The 18,979-nt window shown below is 41.6% G+C and carries 17 protein-coding genes and 1 pseudogene; all 18 read left to right on the plus strand.

All coding sequences use genetic code 11. From position 1 onward, the window contains the following. Positions 1-56: 56 nt before the first annotated feature. The 18 genes and pseudogenes from AXF18_RS05485 (at position 57) to AXF18_RS05570 (ending at position 18,913) form a co-directional block, all read left to right on the plus strand. The gene (locus AXF18_RS05485; protein WP_065371617.1) at positions 57-614 is read left to right on the plus strand and encodes a hypothetical protein; all 558 of its coding nucleotides are present in this window, start codon (positions 57-59) and stop codon (positions 612-614) included. Continuing rightward, a complete protein-coding gene (locus AXF18_RS05490) occupies positions 586-1,785 on the plus strand; it encodes a restriction endonuclease subunit S (RefSeq protein WP_065371618.1) in 1,200 nt (399 codons plus the stop codon). Before AXF18_RS05485 ends, AXF18_RS05490 begins: the two co-directional genes overlap by 29 nt. A gap of 15 nt (positions 1,786-1,800) precedes the next feature. After that, positions 1,801-2,652, plus strand: a pseudogene (locus AXF18_RS05495) (HAD family hydrolase); the annotation flags it as partial. Positions 2,653-2,788: 136 nt separating this feature from the next. Further along, entirely contained in the window at positions 2,789-3,544 is a 756-nt protein-coding gene (locus tag AXF18_RS05500; RefSeq protein WP_065371620.1) for a hypothetical protein, read from the plus strand. Positions 3,545-3,587: 43 nt separating this feature from the next. Further along, a complete protein-coding gene (locus AXF18_RS05505; protein WP_065371621.1) occupies positions 3,588-5,189 on the plus strand; it encodes a type I restriction-modification system subunit M in 1,602 nt (533 codons plus the stop codon). Between the two features lie 559 nt (positions 5,190-5,748). Beyond that, on the plus strand, positions 5,749-6,153 hold the full coding sequence (locus AXF18_RS05510; protein WP_065371622.1) for a YbgA family protein: 405 nt from the start codon (positions 5,749-5,751) through the stop codon (positions 6,151-6,153). Beyond that, the gene (locus AXF18_RS05515; RefSeq protein WP_042902788.1) at positions 6,137-6,502 is read left to right on the plus strand and encodes a TIGR02328 family protein; all 366 of its coding nucleotides are present in this window, start codon (positions 6,137-6,139) and stop codon (positions 6,500-6,502) included. Before AXF18_RS05510 ends, AXF18_RS05515 begins: the two co-directional genes overlap by 17 nt. A 156-nt stretch (positions 6,503-6,658) precedes the next feature. Then, complete coding sequence (locus AXF18_RS05520) at positions 6,659-7,024, plus strand: type II toxin-antitoxin system RelE/ParE family toxin (protein ID WP_042902787.1); 366 nt, start codon at positions 6,659-6,661, stop codon at positions 7,022-7,024. Next, positions 7,014-7,307 (plus strand): helix-turn-helix domain-containing protein, encoded by a 294-nt coding sequence (locus tag AXF18_RS05525; protein ID WP_000797736.1) that lies wholly within the window; start codon positions 7,014-7,016, stop codon positions 7,305-7,307. The genes AXF18_RS05520 and AXF18_RS05525 overlap by 11 nt, the downstream gene beginning before the upstream one ends. Positions 7,308-7,660: 353 nt before the next feature. After that, the gene (gene metE / locus AXF18_RS05530; RefSeq protein WP_065371623.1) at positions 7,661-9,910 is read left to right on the plus strand and encodes a 5-methyltetrahydropteroyltriglutamate--homocysteine S-methyltransferase; all 2,250 of its coding nucleotides are present in this window, start codon (positions 7,661-7,663) and stop codon (positions 9,908-9,910) included. Positions 9,911-10,004: 94 nt separating this feature from the next. Further along, the gene (gene metF, locus AXF18_RS05535) at positions 10,005-10,871 is read left to right on the plus strand and encodes a methylenetetrahydrofolate reductase [NAD(P)H] (protein ID WP_002881487.1); all 867 of its coding nucleotides are present in this window, start codon (positions 10,005-10,007) and stop codon (positions 10,869-10,871) included. A gap of 1,160 nt (positions 10,872-12,031) precedes the next feature. Next, the gene (gene pnp / locus AXF18_RS05540; RefSeq protein ID WP_065371624.1) at positions 12,032-14,245 is read left to right on the plus strand and encodes a polyribonucleotide nucleotidyltransferase; all 2,214 of its coding nucleotides are present in this window, start codon (positions 12,032-12,034) and stop codon (positions 14,243-14,245) included. Between the two features lie 15 nt (positions 14,246-14,260). Beyond that, complete coding sequence (gene cysE / locus AXF18_RS05545; RefSeq protein WP_061421303.1) at positions 14,261-14,878, plus strand: serine O-acetyltransferase; 618 nt, start codon at positions 14,261-14,263, stop codon at positions 14,876-14,878. A gap of 11 nt (positions 14,879-14,889) precedes the next feature. Further along, positions 14,890-15,756 carry a GNAT family N-acetyltransferase gene (locus tag AXF18_RS05550; RefSeq protein WP_065371625.1) on the plus strand — a complete coding sequence of 289 codons (867 nt, stop codon included), beginning with the start codon at positions 14,890-14,892 and terminating at the stop codon, positions 15,754-15,756. Between the two features lie 22 nt (positions 15,757-15,778). Beyond that, complete coding sequence (locus AXF18_RS05555) at positions 15,779-16,300, plus strand: dihydrofolate reductase family protein (protein ID WP_000301970.1); 522 nt, start codon at positions 15,779-15,781, stop codon at positions 16,298-16,300. 17 nt (positions 16,301-16,317) lie between these two features. Next, on the plus strand, positions 16,318-17,661 hold the full coding sequence (gene cysS, locus AXF18_RS05560; RefSeq protein ID WP_065371626.1) for a cysteine--tRNA ligase: 1,344 nt from the start codon (positions 16,318-16,320) through the stop codon (positions 17,659-17,661). Continuing rightward, a complete protein-coding gene (locus AXF18_RS05565; protein WP_049477402.1) occupies positions 17,654-18,040 on the plus strand; it encodes a Mini-ribonuclease 3 in 387 nt (128 codons plus the stop codon). The genes cysS and AXF18_RS05565 overlap by 8 nt, the downstream gene beginning before the upstream one ends. A gap of 3 nt (positions 18,041-18,043) precedes the next feature. Beyond that, the gene (locus AXF18_RS05570; protein ID WP_049479096.1) at positions 18,044-18,913 is read left to right on the plus strand and encodes a helix-turn-helix domain-containing protein; all 870 of its coding nucleotides are present in this window, start codon (positions 18,044-18,046) and stop codon (positions 18,911-18,913) included. Positions 18,914-18,979: the final 66 nt, after the last annotated feature.

Consider the following 18,979-nt stretch of genomic DNA (forward strand, 5'->3'; position numbering starts at 1 on the left):
ATTAAATATTGTGTTTCATTTTTATATATTTTTATATAAAGAATAGGAGAATGTTTATGAAAAAAAGTGTTGGAGTTAGAGGTGCATATTTACTCTTTTCTAAGGAGGAAGAGATAGAATTACAAGAAAGATATTCCAAAGAAGGTATAGAGATCTTATTTTTTGGAGAAGACAGTTTACAGGCATCTTTCGATTCATTTATTGAAATAATCTTAAATGAAGAAATGTTGAGGGCTATAATAGCAGGACTAACAGTTGAGATTTTAAAAGTGTTAATTTTTAAGGCTGCATCTTCTATTAAGAATAAAAAAATAATAAAATTTGAGTCGGTTGATAAAATTTCACCAGCTACTATCACGATAAAAGCTTCAACTAAAAAAGGAACAATCTATCAAGATTTACAGGATGATATTTCTGACAAAAATTTTTACGAGTCAATTAATAAAATAAAAGAAGCTAAAATACTTTTAGATTCCAACAAAAAAGATGGCATAAACGACTTATTTATAGTTGAAAACAGTGTAGGAAATCTTGAGATAATGACCTTGAAGGAATACATTGAGTATAGGAAAAAGAGTGAAGAAAATGATCAACAGAAACATTCCAAAAATTAGATTTAAAGAATTTATTAATAATTGGAATAACTATAAATTAGGACAGCTTGGAAAATTTAAATCGGGAATAGGTTTTCCAGATAGTCAACAAGGTGGTACAGAAGGGATTCCATTTTTTAAGGTTTCTGATATGAACAATATTGGAAATGAAACTGAGATGAGGAATGCAAATAATTATGTTACACAGGAGCAAATTATGAAAAATAGTTGGAAGGTTATTGATGAAACTCCAGCTATCATATTTGCTAAAGTTGGTGCTGCATTGATGTTAAATAGAAAACGGTTAGTTACTAGACCTTTTCTGATTGACAATAATACTATGAGCTATTCCTTCGATGAATCGTGGGATAAAGATTTTGGTTTAACATTATTTCAAACGATAAATTTGCCTAAGTATGCACAAATCGGTGCTCTTCCTTCATACAATGCTAGTGATATAGCAATGATAAAGGTTAATGTACCAAATGTTCAAGAACAATCCGCCATCGGTTCACTTTTCCACACCCTCGACGACCTTCTGGCTAGCTACAAGGACAATCTGGCCAACTACCAATCTCTCAAGACGACCATGCTCTCAAAGATGTTTCCGAAGACTGGACATACGGTACCTGAGATTCGTTTGGATGGATTTGAAGGTGAGTGGAAAGAAAAGGAATTCAGTAAACTTGTAAAAAGAGTTACTCAAAGTTCTGACTCTGATTCATTGCCAAAGGTAGAGTTTGAGGATATTATTTCTGGTCAGGGAAAGCTTAATAAAGATATTAGTACTAAATTTGATAATCGCAAAGGTATACACTTTAAACCTGGATACACATTATATGGGAAATTACGTCCATATTTAAATAATTGGCTTTTGCCGAAATTTGAGGGAGTAGCTTTAGGAGATTTTTGGGTATTTGATCCAAATGGAAATGATTCAAATTTCATTTATTATTTAGTTCAATCAAATCGCTATCAAAAAGTTGCTAATGACACATCTGGTACTAAAATGCCTCGTTCAGATTGGAAGTCAGTTTCAACAACTATTTTTGCAATTCCACAAACAATTGCAGAACAACAAGCCATCGGTGCCTATTTCTCAAACCTCGATAACCTCATCAACTCTTACCAAGATAAAATTTCTCAGCTTGAAACACTGAAAAAGAAACTCTTGAAGGATATGTTTATATAAAAGGAGTGCAGTAAAATGTCAAAAGTAAAATCAGAAACTCTAAAGAAAGAAGAAAAACCTGTAGTAGCTATCTGCTATGATTTTGATAAAACGCTGTCTCCTGATGATATGCAAGCGCAAGGATTTATACAGAAGCTCGGGTATGAAATCAGTGAATTTTGGAAGAAATCTAATGGTTTTGCCAAGGCTAACAATATGGACAAGAACCTTGCCTATATGTTTACGATGAAAACAGAATCTGCAGGAAAGGTTTTATTTACAAAGACCGAGTTAGCCAAGTTTGGTTCAGAGGTAGAACTATTCCCAGGAGTCAAAGACTGGTTCGAACGCATTCGAAAATACGGGGAAGACAAAGGGGTTATTGTTGAGCATTATATCATTTCATCTGGTTTGAAAGAAATGATAGAGGGGACTTCAATAGCTAAAAATGGTGCTTTTAAAAAAATTTATGCAACTTCTTTTTATTGTGATGAAAATGGTGTTGCAGTCTGGCCTGCTCAAGTTGTTAACTACACCAATAAGACTCAATTTCTTTTTAGAATTACCAAAGGTATTTTAGATGTCAATGACGATGCAGTGAACGATTTTGTTGCTGAAAGTGATTTACGAGTTCCTTTTAGAAATATGGTTTACTTAGGGGATAGTGATACAGATATTCCATGTATGAAGTTAGTCAAAACAAGAGGTGGCTACTCTATCGGTGTATTCAATCCAAAAACCAATGACAGAAAAAAAGTCCACAAAATGACTCAGGATAATCGTATTGATTATTTTGTTCCAGCTGACTACTCAGAAAATACAGAACTTGATAAACTAATCAAGACGATTATTAAAAAGACAGCTTATAATGAATTGTTAGAAAACAAGAAAAATGCTGATAAACTTGAAGCAAGCAAAAGAAAGCGAAAAAGAAATCCAAAACTAAGATAATTATTTGCTAAATTAAAAGAATACCGATTAAGATTTATCGAAGCTAGTATATTTGTATACAAAAGGAGTTACCATGGTATCTGTAACGCAGCGTATAAAAGAAATTAACCAACCTCGAGGTGGTTATCTGCCCATCAAGTTATTTTCAGTAGAGCAGTTCGAAGACCACAGAGTTCTGCATCCTGTAGAGTCTGTATCTCCTAGTTTAGTGGGGATTTGTGTGGACTACTTGACTCGCTTTATGAAAGGGGCAGAAGCCCGTGATGCTTTTAGAATTTCTCTTAGAGGAGCTCATAGGGTTGGCATGGGAGACCTAGCAAAAGCACTACTCGATTTGGTGACAGGATTAGACGATTTATCGATAGAAAGCGCTTGTCGTCTAGCATCCTTTGATGTCGTCATTCGTGCGGGGGTTAAGTATTATAAGCCTTTTGAGGAAATTTCGGTGGATGCAGAAACGATAGAGAATATTCGCATCATGGTAGAGCGAAGTCTTTGCTTTTTCGACCTCTATGGTCCTTTAGTAAAAGATGGCTTTCATTTTCATGGAGGTTATACAGCTACAATTGACAAGGGTGATGGAGATTTTCTTACCAAGGATACACTGTGGGATTTTAAGGTGACTAAAACAGCTCCCAATAAAGACCATACACTACAAGTCCTTGTATACTACATCATGGGTTTACATTCCTTTGACCCCGATTTCCTTTCTATCCAAAATCTTGGATTTTATAACCCTCGAAAAAATATTGTTTATCAACTTCCAGTCTCTTCTATTCCTTTAGATTTGATTCGAACGATTGAGAATGAAGTGATTCGTTATAAATGATTGCTTGTTTAAAAATAAATTGCAAAACTTAGAAAGAAACACTATGGAAACAACACAAACGTCCCAGTCGCTCTACCAAGCCCTGTGGAACTCAGCGGATATTCTCCGCTCTAAGATGGATGCTAATGACTACAAGTCCTATCTTTTGGGCATGGTTTTTTACAAGTATCTGTCAGACAAGATGCTCTTTTTCGTGGCGGAGACCATGGAAGAGGGGACGGATAGTCTTGAGGATGCTCTTGAGGTCTATCGTAACTACTACGAGGATGCGGACACTCACGAGGATCTTCTTGCAGTCATGAAGGACGAACTCAACTATAGTATCAAGCCTGACCTGACCTTTACGGCTCTGGTAGCACGTGTCAATGAGGGGACTTTTCAGCTAGAAGATCTGGCTCAAGGTTTTCGTGATATCGAGCAGAGTGACGACCTTTATGAAAACCTCTTTGAAGATATCGACCTTTACTCTAAAAAGCTAGGGGCGACTCCGCAAAAGCAAAACCAAACGGTAGCAGCGGTCATGAAAGAGTTGGCTGTGCTAGATGTGGCTGGTCATGCGGGCGATATGCTGGGGGATGCCTATGAGTATCTGATCGGTCAGTTTGCGACTGACTCGGGTAAGAAAGCTGGTGAGTTTTATACACCTCAGCCTGTTGCCAAACTCATGACTCAGATTGCCTTTTTAGGTCGTGAAGACCAGCAAGGTTTTACCATCTATGATGCGACCATGGGCTCTGGCTCTCTCTTGCTCAATGCCAAGAAATACTCTCATAAGCCGCAGACGGTGGTCTACTTTGGTCAGGAACTCAACACCTCCACTTATAACTTGGCTCGGATGAACATGATCCTCCACGGAGTTCCTGTTGAGAATCAATTTCTCCACAATGCTGATACACTGGATGAAGACTGGCCGACACAGGAACCAACTAACTTTGATGGTGTTCTCATGAACCCTCCATACTCTGCCAAGTGGTCAGCAAGTTCAGGCTTTATGGCTGACCCTCGTTTCTCTCCCTTTGGGAAACTAGCGCCTCAGTCCAAGGCTGACTTTGCCTTTCTCCTACATGGATATTACCACCTCAAGCAGGATAATGGGGTTATGGCTATCGTCCTTCCCCACGGTGTTCTTTTCCGTGGAAATGCGGAAGGAACTATTCGTAAGGCCTTGTTAGAAGAAGGGGCTATTGACACAGTTATCGGTCTACCAGCCAATATCTTCTTTAATACCAGCATTCCGACCACGGTCATCATTCTCAAAAAGAACCGTACCAATCGTGATGTCTACTTTATCGATGCCTCTAAGGAGTTTGATAAGGGCAAAAACCAAAATATCATGACGGATGCCCATATCGAGAAGATTCTGGAAGCCTACAAGTCTCGTGAGGAGATTGATAAGTTTGCCCACCTAGCAAGCTATGAAGAGATCGTCGAAAATGACTATAACCTCAATATCCCTCGCTATGTAGACACCTTTGAGGAAGAAGAAGTCGAGCCCCTGACAGATATCGTCAGCAAAATTAACGACACAAATAAAGCTATCGAAAGCCAAACAGCTTCTTTACTTGACATGCTGAACCAACTCCACGGGACCACACCAGAAGCCGATGCTGAACTCAAACAGTTTTTGAAGGAGTTTAAAGGTTGATGGGGATAATTTACCCAAATTTTAAAAATAATTAAAAAAGTAAAAAATCCTTGAATTATCTGTTAAAAACAGTATAATAAACCTAATAGGACCGCCCACCTCTCTTTGATGTGACAAGGCGGACATTTTTTTATACGGAAGTTACTATGGAAATTAAAGAATTTAAAACTTGGGATGAGCAGGTGGCCAAATTAATTGAGCACGGATGTAAAGATATCAAATGAGTATGCGATTGATATCTTTACAAATTATTCATAGACAAATCAATTCAACGAGGTTATGCTGAAAATAGTGGGACTGATTTGGATTCGATTATTCCACCCACCTCTCGTAGACAGGGAGCGCGTGAACGGAAAAAGCAAGAAGTTTTACGTAAGATTCAGTTGTTAGTAGAGACTTATTCAGGTATTTAAGGGGTTGTCAATCAAGGTTTATTAGAAAAATCAGGAACGACAAAAAACACTCTTTATTCGCTCATATTCCGCTCATAATTCGCTCATTTTATAGAAATAACATTGTTTCCATATTCCCTGGAAACGGATAGAAAGTAAGGAGAAATATGGAACAAACTAACCAAAAATCCCAGTGCCAGCAACTCTGGGCTAGAAACAAATACCTCGTTTTGAGCCATTCTAGCAATATTTACAATGAGATTCGCCAATACTTGAAGAATGAAGAGGTGGAGCTGAGTCTGGTTCAAGAGATGATTGACCGTGCTTGCCAGATTCCAGAACACAGGGGTCAGGTTTGCAACGCTTTTCAGCATATTTGGGGCTATTTCAAAAATAAAGCGACCGATGCCGAGCGTAAGGACTATATGCTCTTGCTGGATCGCTACCGCTTTGGTCAGGCTTCTAAGGAGGACTTAATCGCTAAGACTCGAGACTTGCTTGATCGCTATCCAAATACCTACTTGCAACATTCGACTTTACTGAAAGGAGACTCCCATGAGACTTTGGCATGAGGCTTTGATTTCACAACTTCCCCGTCCGCAGCTCTTGGGGCAACATCGAGAGTGCTGCGCCCTGCGTGGCAATGGCTGGGGCAGAAAGCATGCGACGGTGGACTATGTCTTTAACCACTCGCCCTATCAACTCTATGCTTATCATCGCTTGATTATGGAGGAAATGGCTGGCCGTGGCTACAATGTCAGTCCAGAATGGCTGGACAAGAACTACCGTGGCAAAATTTGCCCAGCTTATGAAGACTTGCCTGAGGAAAAGTTGGACAATCCCATCTATAGTGAGCATGATGCAGAATACTATGAGGAGTGCCTGGCTAATCTCCGAGAGAAAGGCATTGAGCTGGAGTAAGAGTCAGGATTGGCTCCACATTATAACTCTTCTCGTAATTTTTTCGAATAATAAAGATGAGACCTTTAGAGTTTTTCTAAGGTCTCCTTTTTATGAGTATTAGGATTTACTTTTAATAACTTTTAAGTTATAATTAAATTGAAAAGAGGTTGCTTGGTGCATACAATTTACTTCTATAAGGACAAAAATGGAAATGAGCCAGTCTTAGATTATATGAGAGAATTGGCTAGAAAGAAGAGTAAGGACAGTCGCATCAAACTCAATAAACTAAACGACTATATCGAGTTGCTTAGTCAGCATGGGACTAGAACTGGTGAACCCTATATCAAACATTTGGAAGATGAGATTTGGGAACTACGACCTCTTAAGGATAGGATTTTATTTGTAGCATGGGTTGATGGGAGTTTTGTTCTTTTACATCATTTTGTTAAAAAGACTCAGAAAACTCCTAGGAGAGAGATTGATAAAGCCAAGCGTGAACTGAAAGACATAAAAGAAAGAGGGTTAAGTGATGAAGAATAGTGCTATTGGAAGTAATTGGAAAGATATCCGATCTGAACTCTTTACCAAGGAGGAAATCCTTGAAAGTGATATGCGAGTGGCTATCATGAGTGAGTTGATAGAAGCTAGACATGAGCAAGGTATTAGTCAGAAAAAGCTAGAAGAACTCAGTGGAGTAAGCCAGCCTGTTATAGCTAGGATGGAGACAGGAAAGACCAGTCCTCAGTTGGATACAGTCTTGAAAGTCTTAGCCAGTTTAGGAAAGACACTAGCAGTCGTCCCACTTGAACAGGAAAAAAGTTGATAGAGATGAGATTACTTGGTTGGCTAAAATCATCCACAGAACAATTTTACCTCCCGTCCGCACTTTTTCAGGGAAATATCAAAATTACCAAAGGATAACTAACCTATAGTCTTTTCTAATAGCATGCCATAGTCACTGATGAGAATCGTCAATAGCTCGTTTGAGCATTCTAACTAAAATACAGCAATAAAACAAGCAATACAAAGGATTTGAGACACTGGTCTCAAGTCTTTTTCTCTTGTTCAAAAAAGTGATATAGTTTCAAACTATATCAAAGCCTAATTATTTACAATTATACAGACAGTTTCTTTTCTGTTAAGATAGTTTCAACAACAAATTTTGGAGGACACATCATGTCAACTACAATCATCGGTTTCCCTCGTTTGGGTGAATTCCGCGAATTAAAATTTACAACTGAAAAATACTTTAGAAAAGAAATCTCAGAAGAAGAACTCTTGGCTGCGGCTAAAGAATTGCGCGCTAAACATTGGAACATTGTCAAAGAAAAGGGCATCACTGAAATCCCATCAAATGACTTTTCTCACTATGACAACTTCCTCGATGCAGCCTTCCTCTTCAACGTGGTGCCTGCATCTGTTCAAAACTTGGACTTGTCTGACCTTGAGCGCTACTTTGCTTTGGGACGTGGTTACCAAGGAGAAAAAGGGGACGTTCGTGCCCTTCCGATGAAGAAATGGTTCAACACCAACTACCACTACATCGTTCCTAAATTTGAAAAAGACACTCAAGTTAAACTGGCTGGTCACAAGATCTTTGATGAGTTCCAAGAAACCAAAGAACTTGGATTGAACACTCGTCCAGTCCTTGTAGGACCATTCACTTTCCTTCAATTGTCAGACTTTGAAGAAGGCGTGAAAGCAGAAGACTTCGTAGATAGCTTAGTAGCTGCTTACCAAGAAGTTTTTGCTAAATTGGCGGAACTTGGTGCGACTCGCATCCAACTCGACGAAGCGGCTCTTGTCAAAGATTTGACAGCTGAAGAAAAAGCTCTCTTCTTGAACCTCTACAACAAACTCTTGGCTGACAAAAAAGGTCTTGAAGTCTTGCTTCAAACTTACTTCGGTGACGTTCGTGACGTTTATGCTGACCTTGTAAACTTGCCAGTAGATGCCATCGGTTTGGACTTCGTTGAAGGTAAGAAAACTCTTGAACTCGTTAAAGGTGGTTTCCCAGCTGACAAGACTCTCTATGCAGGTATCGTCAATGGTAAAAACATCTGGCGCAACAATTACGAAAAGAGTTTGGCTGTTCTTGAGCAAATTCCAGCTGAAAATATTGTCTTGACAAGCTCATGCTCACTTCTTCATGTGCCATTTACAACTGCTAACGAAGAATTTGAACCAGCAATCTTGAACCACTTTGCTTTTGCAGTTGAAAAATTGGATGAGATTCGTGATTTGGATGCTATCCGCAATGGTCAAGGTGCAGAAGCTCTTGCAGCTAACAAAGAACTCTTTGCGACTGAGCGTGTGGGTGAAAATGCAGAACTTCGTGCGCGTATCGCTGGTTTGACAGATGCTGACTACACTCGTTTGCCAGCCTTTGCTGAACGTGAAGCTATCCAAGAAGAAGCTTTCAAACTTCCAGCTCTTCCAACAACAACCATCGGTTCATTCCCTCAAACTAAGGAAGTCCGTGCTAAACGTTTGGCTTACCGTAAGGGAGAGTTGTCAGCAGAAGACTATGACAAGTTCTTGGCAGAGCAAATCGACGAATGGATCAAATGGCAAGAGGAAGTTGGATTTGACGTGCTTGTACACGGTGAGTTCGAGCGTAACGACATGGTTGAGTACTTCGGTCAAAACTTGTCAGGTTACCTCTTCTCTAAGAATGGTTGGGTACAATCATACGGTATGCGTGGGGTGAAACCACCAATCATCTGGGGTGATGTAACTCGTCTCAACCCAATCACTGTCAAATGGTCTAGCTACGCACAAAGCCGTACAGACAAGCCTGTCAAAGGTATGTTGACTGGACCTGTTACCATCCTTAACTGGTCATTCCCACGTGAAGACATTTCTATCAAGGATTCAACTCTTCAAATCGCTCTTGCCATCAAGGATGAAGTGCTTGACCTTGAAGCTGCAGGTGTGAAAATCATCCAAATCGACGAGGCTGCTCTTCGTGAGAAATTGCCACTCCGTCGTAGCGACTGGTACGAAGACTACCTTGATTGGGCTATTCCAGCCTTCCGCTTGGTACACTCTACAGTTGCGCCAGATACTCAAATCCACACTCACATGTGTTACTCAGAATTTACAGATATCATCCCAGCTATCGACAACATGGATGCGGACGTTATTTCCTTTGAAGCAAGCCGTTCAAACCTTGAAATCTTGGACGAACTCAAAGCGAAAAACTTCCAAACAGAAGTGGGACCTGGGGTATACGATATCCACTCACCTCGTGTGCCAAATGAAGGCGAAATCGACCACACAATCGATGCTATTCTTGCTAAAGTACCAAGCAAGAAAGTTTGGATCAACCCTGACTGTGGTTTGAAAACACGTGGTATTCCAGAAACAAAAGAAAGCTTGATCCGCCTTGTCGAAGCAGCAAAAGCTGCGCGTGAGAAATTGTAAGATTAGATTTCTCGCTTGACACTGACTGATCAAGGAACTGCTTGGCCCTAGCTGGCTCTGCAATCATGAAATCAAAAAGAAAAGGATAATGACTATGTCACGCCAAACACCGTCACTTTCATTTGAAGTGTTCCCTCCAAACCCAGCTGTGGGTAATGATAAAATTATTTCAGCCTTGCAGGATATGCGGGAGCTGACACCGCACTTTATCAGTGTGACTGCCAGCAATAATAAATTTAATATCAAGGAAACAACGGTTCGTTTGGCTGACTTTATCCAGAATGATTTGGCGATTCCAACTATTGCCCACTTGCCAGCCATCTATCTGACTAAGGACAAGGTTGCTGAAACTATTGCAGACTTGGATAAGGTTGGGGTACAGAAAATCTTGGCCTTGCGTGGGGATATTATCCCTGATGTGGAGCCACAAAAGGATTTCCGCTACGCAACGGATTTGATCGAGTTCATCAAGGAACAAGCCCCTCACTTTGATATTATTGGTGCTTGCTACCCAGAGGGGCACCCTGACTCTCCAAACCAAATCTCGGATATTCAAAATCTCAAGAAGAAAGTGGATGCAGGCTGTTCAAGCCTTGTAACGCAACTTTTCTTTGACAATGAGCGCTTCTACGATTTCCAAGACAAGTGTACCTTGGCAGGGATTGATGTTCCTATTCATGCGGGGATCATGCCCATTCTTAACCGTAACCAAGCGCTTCGTCTCTTGAAGACTTGTGAGAATATCCGCCTTCCACGCAAATTCAAAGCCATCTTAGACAAGTATGAGCATGACCCTGAGTCGCTCAGAGCAGCAGGACTTGCCTATGCAGTGGACCAGATCGTGGACTTGGTCACTCAGGATGTTGCTGGTGTGCATCTCTACACCATGAACAATGCTGAAACAGCAAAATACATCCACCAAGCAACCCATGCCTTGTTTAATCATCAGTCTTTAGGGTAATCGATTCTTTAACCACTGAGACGGCAGCTTGTCATTTACATGCTTTTAAATGAAAAATGGCAGTTGCGAAAGCCAAAGAATTTGCTAAATAAAATAAACAACAAACCATTCCTCTTTTCATGGGGGAATGGTTCCTTTTTAATAGAAAAGCCCGCACTTTTTAAGAAAAATATGATAAAATAGACTCTGTACGTACTTGATACAAAGATGAGGGTATTTAGATTGTAGAAATTTGTTTAAGTGGATTATTTTTTAAACAAAATATGATAATAGGTGTCTCAAAAAACACGAACGGAGTGAGTATTTAAAAGATATTTCACGCTATAGTGGTATCCTAGAGAATAACTCTGTTATTTTCTAGGACGGAATTTTTGAGACTTCAGGCTAAAAAATAAGGGATGAAATTCCCTGGATTTCTAAAATCATCCACTGGATAATTTTACCTTCCGTCCGCACTATTCCAGTGAAATATCAAAAAAACTACTTAATTGAATTTTGGTCTCATTTCTTAGGAAAAAAGATAAGCTTCCTAGCACTCATCGAGTGTGGCGTCACCTTCCTATTTTTCTACAGAAATGTTCGGCAAGCCGAACCGTCCAAAATATCTTGAGTAATTGAACACGCCTACAACTCTGTGGAAAAAGATAAACTGTCTTTTCTTCATCGAAGACTTCGCCAGTTTCCTATTTTTACTTTGCTTTTTACGTCCTTAGTATCTTGATAGTTGAACCCGGGCTAAATCCCTAGTGAAAAAGATAGATTTCCTGGTGTGCATCGCACACTGCGTCAATTTATGCTATCATGAGTAATTGAACTCGGCCGAAAAGCTGTGTAAAAAAGATAAACTGTCTTGTCTTCATCGAAGACTTCGCCAGTTTCCTATTTTTACTTTGCTTTTTACGTCCTTAGTATCTTGATAGTTGAACCCGGGCTAAATCCCTAGTGAAAAAGATAGATTTCCTGGTGTGCATCGCACACTGCGTCAATTTATGCTATCATGAGTAATTGAACTCGGCCGAAAAGCTGTGTAAAAAAGATAAACTGTCTTGTCTTCATCGAAGACTTCGCCAGTTTCCTATTTTTACTTTGCTTTTTGCGACCTTAGTATCTTGATCTTTGTAGGCAAGGCGTATAATTTCATCAATCCAAAGGGGATTAAAATGACAAAACAAGTGTTTCAAACGACTTTTGCGGGTCGTGAGTTAATCGTAGAGACTGGTCAGGTTGCTAAGCAAGCAAATGGCGCTGTTGTCGTCCGTTACGGTGAGTCAACTGTCTTGACTGCAGCCGTGATGTCTAAGAAAATGGCAACTGGGGATTTCTTCCCACTTCAAGTCAACTACGAAGAAAAAATGTATGCAGCTGGGAAGTTTCCTGGTGGCTTTATGAAGCGTGAAGGACGTCCTTCAACTGATGCGACATTGACAGCGCGTTTGATTGACCGTCCAATCCGCCCAATGTTTGCGGAAGGTTTCCGTAACGAAGTGCAAGTGATCAACACTGTGCTTTCTTATGATGAAAATGCATCTGCACCAATGGCAGCTATGTTTGGTTCATCATTGGCACTTTCTATCTCAGATATTCCGTTTGACGGACCTATTGCTGGGGTACAAGTGGGCTATGTCGACGGCCAAATCATTATCAACCCTACTCAAGAACAGGCAGAGCGTTCGCTTCTTGAATTGACAGTAGCTGGGACCAAACACGCTATCAACATGGTTGAGTCTGGTGCCAAAGAATTGTCAGAAGAAATCATGTTGGAAGCCCTTCTTAAAGGTCACGAAGCAGTCAAAGAATTGATTGCCTTCCAAGAAGAAATCGTTGCTGCTGTTGGTAAGGAAAAAGCAGAAGTGGAATTGCTTCATGTGGATGCGGACTTGCAAGCCGAAATCATCGCAGCCTACAATAGTGACCTCCAAAAAGCGGTTCAAGTAGAAGAAAAATTGGCTCGTGAAGCTGCAACTCAAGCAGTTAAAGACCAAGTGACTGCTGTTTACGAAGAAAAATATGCAGACCACGAAGAATTTGATCGTATCATGCGTGATGTGGCTGAAATCTTGGAACAAATGGAACACGCTGAAGTGCGCCGTTTGATTACAGAAGATAAGGTACGTCCTGACGGTCGTAAGGTTGATGAAATCCGTCCTTTGGATGCGGTTGTTGACTTTCTTCCTCGTGTGCACGGTTCAGGTCTCTTTACTCGTGGGCAAACTCAAGCCCTTTCAGTCTTGACCTTGGCTCCGATGGGAGAAACTCAAATCATCGATGGTTTGGATCCAGAGTACAAGAAACGCTTTATGCATCACTATAACTTCCCGCAATACTCAGTAGGGGAAACAGGTCGTTACGGTGCGCCTGGTCGTCGTGAAATTGGTCATGGGGCTCTTGGAGAACGTGCTCTTGCTCAAGTCTTGCCAAGCTTGGAAGAATTCCCATACGCTATCCGTCTGGTAGCAGAAGTCTTGGAATCAAATGGTTCTTCTTCTCAAGCTTCTATCTGTGCGGGAACTCTTGCCCTTATGGCTGGTGGTGTGCCAATCAAGGCGCCAGTAGCTGGTATTGCCATGGGTCTCATCTCTGATGGAAATAACTACACTGTATTGACAGATATCCAAGGTTTGGAAGACCACTTTGGAGACATGGACTTTAAGGTGGCAGGTACTCGTGAGGGGATTACAGCCCTTCAAATGGATATCAAGATCCAAGGAATTACTGCAGAAATCTTGACTGAAGCCCTTGCTCAAGCCAAGAAAGCTCGTTTTGAAATCCTTGATGTGATTGAAGCAACCATTCCAGAAGTTCGTCCAGAATTGGCTCCAACTGCACCGAAAATTGACACCATCAAGATTGATGTGGACAAGATCAAGATTGTCATCGGTAAGGGTGGAGAAACCATTGATAAGATTATCGCTGAAACAGGCGTTAAGATTGATATCGACGAAGAAGGAAATGTATCTATCTACTCTAGCGACCAAGATGCCATTAACCGTACCAAAGAAATCATCGCTGGCTTGGTTCGTGAAGCGAAAGTGGATGAAGTTTACCATGCTAAGGTTGTTCGTATCGAGAAATTTGGTGCCTTTGTCAACCTCTTTGATAAGACAGATGCACTTGTTCACATCTCAGAAATGGCTTGGACTCGTACCAACCGTGTCGAGGACTTGGTAGCTATCGGTGATGAAGTCGATGTTAAGGTTATCAAGATTGATGAAAAAGGCCGTATCGATGCCTCTATGAAAGCCCTTCTTCCTCGTCCGCCAAAACCTGAGCATGATGAAAAAGGTGAAAAGTCTGAGCGACCTCACCGTCCACGTCATCACAAGGACCACAAACCGAAGAAAGAATTTACAGAAACACCAAAAGATTCAGAATAAGAAAAGGAGAAATGTATGGGATGGTGGCGCGAAACCATTGATATTGTAAAAGAAAATGATCCAGCGGCACGCAACAGTTTGGAAGTTTTGCTGACTTATCCAGGTGTCAAGGCCTTAGCAGCTCACCGTCTCTCGCATTTTCTCTGGAAGCACGGCTTCAAACTCCTAGCTCGGATGCACAGTCAGTTTTGGCGCTTTTGGACTCAGATTGAGATCCATCCGGGTGCCCAGATTGACTCAGGTGTTTTTATCGACCATGGTTCAGGCCTGGTGATTGGAGAGACGGCGATTGTTGAAAAAGGCGTTCTTCTCTATCACGGAGTGACTCTAGGCGGTACGGGAAAGGATACAGGCAAACGCCACCCGACTGTGCGAAAAGGAGCTCTCATATCAGCCCATGCCCAAGTCATCGGACCGGTAGAAATCGGTGAAAATGCCAAGGTTGGTGCAGCTGCAGTAGTCGTGGCAGACGTACCTAGTGATGTGACGGTTGTCGGTATTCCAGCTAAGATCGTCCGAGTTCATGGACAGAAGGATGAACCAACAATCCACGAAGTCGAAGAAAAACGCGAGTACTACGTCAATAAACTAGAGCAGGCTAGAGAAGCCAGTCACAGATCGTCGGGGTTGTAGAGGATACCTATATGATTCAAGCAAGAAACAAGTTAAGCCAAGAGGAGTTATCTGAGGCGAAAAAACTAATTGACTGTTGCCAAGCCTATGATGGAACTTATCGTGACCCCTATCTTTCTAACATGCTTAATTTTGACCCAAACATGCCCGCCTTTTTCCTTTATTATGAAAAAGGCGAACTTGTTGGTCTATTAACTGTCTATGCTGATGACCAAGATGTGGAAGTGACGATACTGGTTCATCCAAATCATCGCCGTCAGGGAATTGCGTGTGCTTTGTTTACGAGTTTTGAGAAAGAAACGGCTTCTTTCCCTATTCGTTCAGTTACTTTTCAGACAGAACGTATTTTTCTAGAGCGTCATCCTGATTTTGTCAGCAACTGGGGATTGGTCGAGGATGAAGAGACAGAAACCTGGTTAGGTAAGGATAGAAGACCTTATCAGTTAGTAACTGTTTCTAATCTTGAAGTTTTGTTAGCAGATAGTTCGTATCAGGAGCAAATTAGCCAGTTAAAATTTCAGGCATTTTCAGAGGAACATGAATCGAGAGAAGTTGTGGATAGATATGTCGCTGAAGCTCTGAAGGATTCAGAAAGTCGCCTATATATTTTATTAAAAGACGGTCAGGTTATTGGGACTTGCACGGTAGATTTATCGACTAATACGAATTACTTCTACGGTTTAGCAATATCAGAACTTGAACGTGGCAAAGGCTACGGAAGCTATTTAGCAAAATCCCTAGTCAACCAACTGATTGAGCAAAATGATAAGGAATTTCAGATTGCAGTAGAGGACTGCAACGTAGGTGCCAAGCGCTTGTATGAAAAAATCGGCTTTGTCAAACAGACACAGGTGATTTATCTGAAAGCAAAAGTGTAGAACTAGAAAGGTAACTACAAGAATGGCAGTATATTTTTACGGCTGTATCACCATGGATGGCTACTTGGCAGACGGCCAGCACAGGATAGACTGGCTGCATCAGCTTGGTTCTGTAGAGGATACAGGCTATGATGACTTTTACAGGCAAATGGATATCACCATCATGGGCAAGCGGACCTTTGAGGAAATCCAAGATTTGCAAGATGTAGAAAGTTTTTATCAAGCTACGGAAAACTATGTCTTTACGCATGATAGGCACCTGCCTGTCAGCAATTACCAGCCAGTAGCTGGGGATGTGGTGGACTTTGTTCAGCAGATTGACAAAGGCAAAAATGTCTTTGTGATTGGTGGTAATTCCTTGGTAGGACCGCTCTTAGATGCGGATCTTTTCGACCACCTCATTATTCAGATAGCACCCCTTATCCTAGGAAAGGGGGTTCCCCTCTTTACCCAAGAGGAAGGGCAGCGCTTTTACCAACTGGATAGCCTCAGACAATTTGGCCCTTTTGCAGAGCTGGTTTTCAGCCGAAAAAGTCAGAAATAGAGAAGGGAGTGGACCGCATGATTAAAATTTACGACACCATGTCTCGTGATTTGCGAGAATTTGTCCCAATCGAAGAAGGAAAGGTTCGCATGTATGTCTGTGGGCCAACGGTATACAACTATATCCACGTAGGGAATGCCCGATCGACGGTGGCTTTTGATACCATTCGCCGTTATTTTGAGTATCGGGGATTTGAAGTCAACTATATTTCCAATTTTACGGATGTGGATGATAAGATTATCAACCGTGCCAAAGAAGAAGGTATCACGCCTCAGGAGGTTGCGGACAAGTACATCGCTGCCTTTCGTGAGGATGTGACGGCCTTAGGCGTGAAACCTGCGACTCGCCATCCGCGTGTAGTAGAGTTTATGGCGGACATCATTCGTTTTGTGGAAGACTTGATTGAAAAAGGTTATGCTTACGAGAGTCAAGGAGATGTTTACTTCCGAGTGGAAAAATCCCACAATTACGCCAAATTGGCTAACAAAACCTTGGAAGATTTGGAGCTGGGTGCTTCAGGTCGTACCGATGAAGAAACGGCTCGCAAGGAAAATCCTGTAGATTTTGCCCTTTGGAAAGCTGCAAAACCAGGAGATATTTCTTGGGATAGTCCTTGGGGACCTGGTCGTCCGGGTTGGCATATCGAGTGTTCGGTTATGTCAACAGAGATTTTGGGCGATACTATTGATATTCACGGTGGGGGAGCCGATCTGGAATTTCCGCATCATACCAATGAAATTGCCCAGTCAGAAGCCAAAACAGGCAAGACCTTTGCTAACTACTGGATGCATAATGGCTTTGTCAATATCGACAATGTCAAGATGTCTAAGTCCTTGGGCAACTTTATTACCGTGCATGATGCTCTTAAGACCATTGATGGGCAAGTACTTCGTTTCTTCTTTGCAACTCAACACTACCGTAAACCAATCAACTTTACCGAAAAAGCAGTGCGGGATGCAGAGACTAATCTCAAGTATCTGAAGAACACTTATGAGCAACCATTTACTAGAACTGTAGATGCAGGGGAGTTGCAGGCTTTTAAAGATAAGTTTGTGGCGGCTATGGATGAGGACTTTAACTCTGCCAACGGTATCACAGTAGTCTTTGAAATGGCCAAGTGGATTAACTCAGGAAACTATGATGCAACGGTTAAGGAAGCTCTTGCGGCTATGTTAGAGGTCTTTGGAATTGTCTTTGTCGAGGAAGTTTTAGAAGTAGAGATTGAAGCCTTAATTCAAAAACGTCAAGAAGCGCGTGCCAATCGTGACTTTGCGACAGCAGACCAAATCCGTGACCAACTAGCTGCTCAAGGGATTAAACTACTGGATACAAAAGATGGAGTGAGGTGGACACGTGATTGATGTCAATCTCATTAATGGGATTGCGCTAGCTTTTGAGGGGGATGCGGTGTATTCTATGTATATCCGCCGTCACCTCATCCTCAAAGGTATGACCAAGCCCAATAAACTCCATCAAGAGGCAACTAAGTATGTGTCAGCCAAGGCTCAAGCTCGTTTGATTTCCCTCATGTTGGAGGAGCAAGTCCTGACGGAAAAAGAAGAAGAAATCTATAAACGGGGACGTAACACCAATAGCCACACAAAGGCTAAAAATGCAGATGTCGTGACTTATCGTATGTCCACGGGATTTGAAGCGGTCATGGGCTATCTCCATCTGACTGAAAATCTGGAGCGTCTAGAGACCATAATTTCTTGGTGCATCCAAAAAGTGGAGGGCTAGAATATGATTGCAAAGGAATTACAAGACTGGTTTCCTGAAGCTCAGATTTCAGATCAGCCAGTAGAGAAACCAGGCTATCTCACTCTCCCTTTAGCTTCTCAGCAGTGGATTTTACTGGAGGAAGATGGGCTCAGCGAGCGTGAAAAGCAGCTGGTTGCCCTTTTGACCCAGCAAGAGCAGGCTCGTTCGCTCAATCCTTGGTATCCCTATCTGATCGAGGGGAAGGGGCAGGCACCGCAAACTTTCAAAAAGATTCAGCTGGTTTATTGCCATCTTTCCTATTTCCAACAGGAAAATCTATCCTCTTGGCTAGATATGATGCAAACTCTCTTTCCCAACTGCCAGACAGTATTGCAGGTCGGTGCTCAGGATTATGTATTTGTTCTTCAACAAGATAAGTACACCTCTGTTCGCTCAATCTTATCTGATACGATTGAAGCGGTTGAGTATGATTTTGGCCTTCGTCTGTCGATCATGTTGGGGCAGGTTTGGTCTCAGACAGGCCATCAAGCCCTATCAGACTTGATCAAAGCGGAGCGAGATTTGTTTAAGGCTTGGTGGCGTCAGGGGCATCAAGGTGTACACACCTTTTCACAGCTCTATCTGTGGACTATGGGAGAAAGGCTTGTGGACCTGAGAGTCATTAAAGACTGCCTACACCAGATGATTTTGGATCAGGATCAGATTCAGGAGATTATTCTTTCTCTCTGGGAAAACAGTGCTGTCCTAACTAAAACAGCCCAGCAACTCTATCTGCACCGCAATTCTCTCCAATACAAGATTGACAAATGGGAAGAATTGACAGGGCTACAGTTGAAGGAGTTGACGGATCTCACTCTTTGTTATCAGTTGATTTTACCAGATATTCTTTAAAGTTTTGTGCAAGTTGCACAGAACTTTTTTATTTTTTTGGTCACCTTGCCATAGAAAAATAAAGCG

This window comes from Streptococcus sp. oral taxon 064 (assembly GCF_001683375.1).
Lineage (GTDB): Bacteria > Bacillota > Bacilli > Lactobacillales > Streptococcaceae > Streptococcus > Streptococcus oralis_S.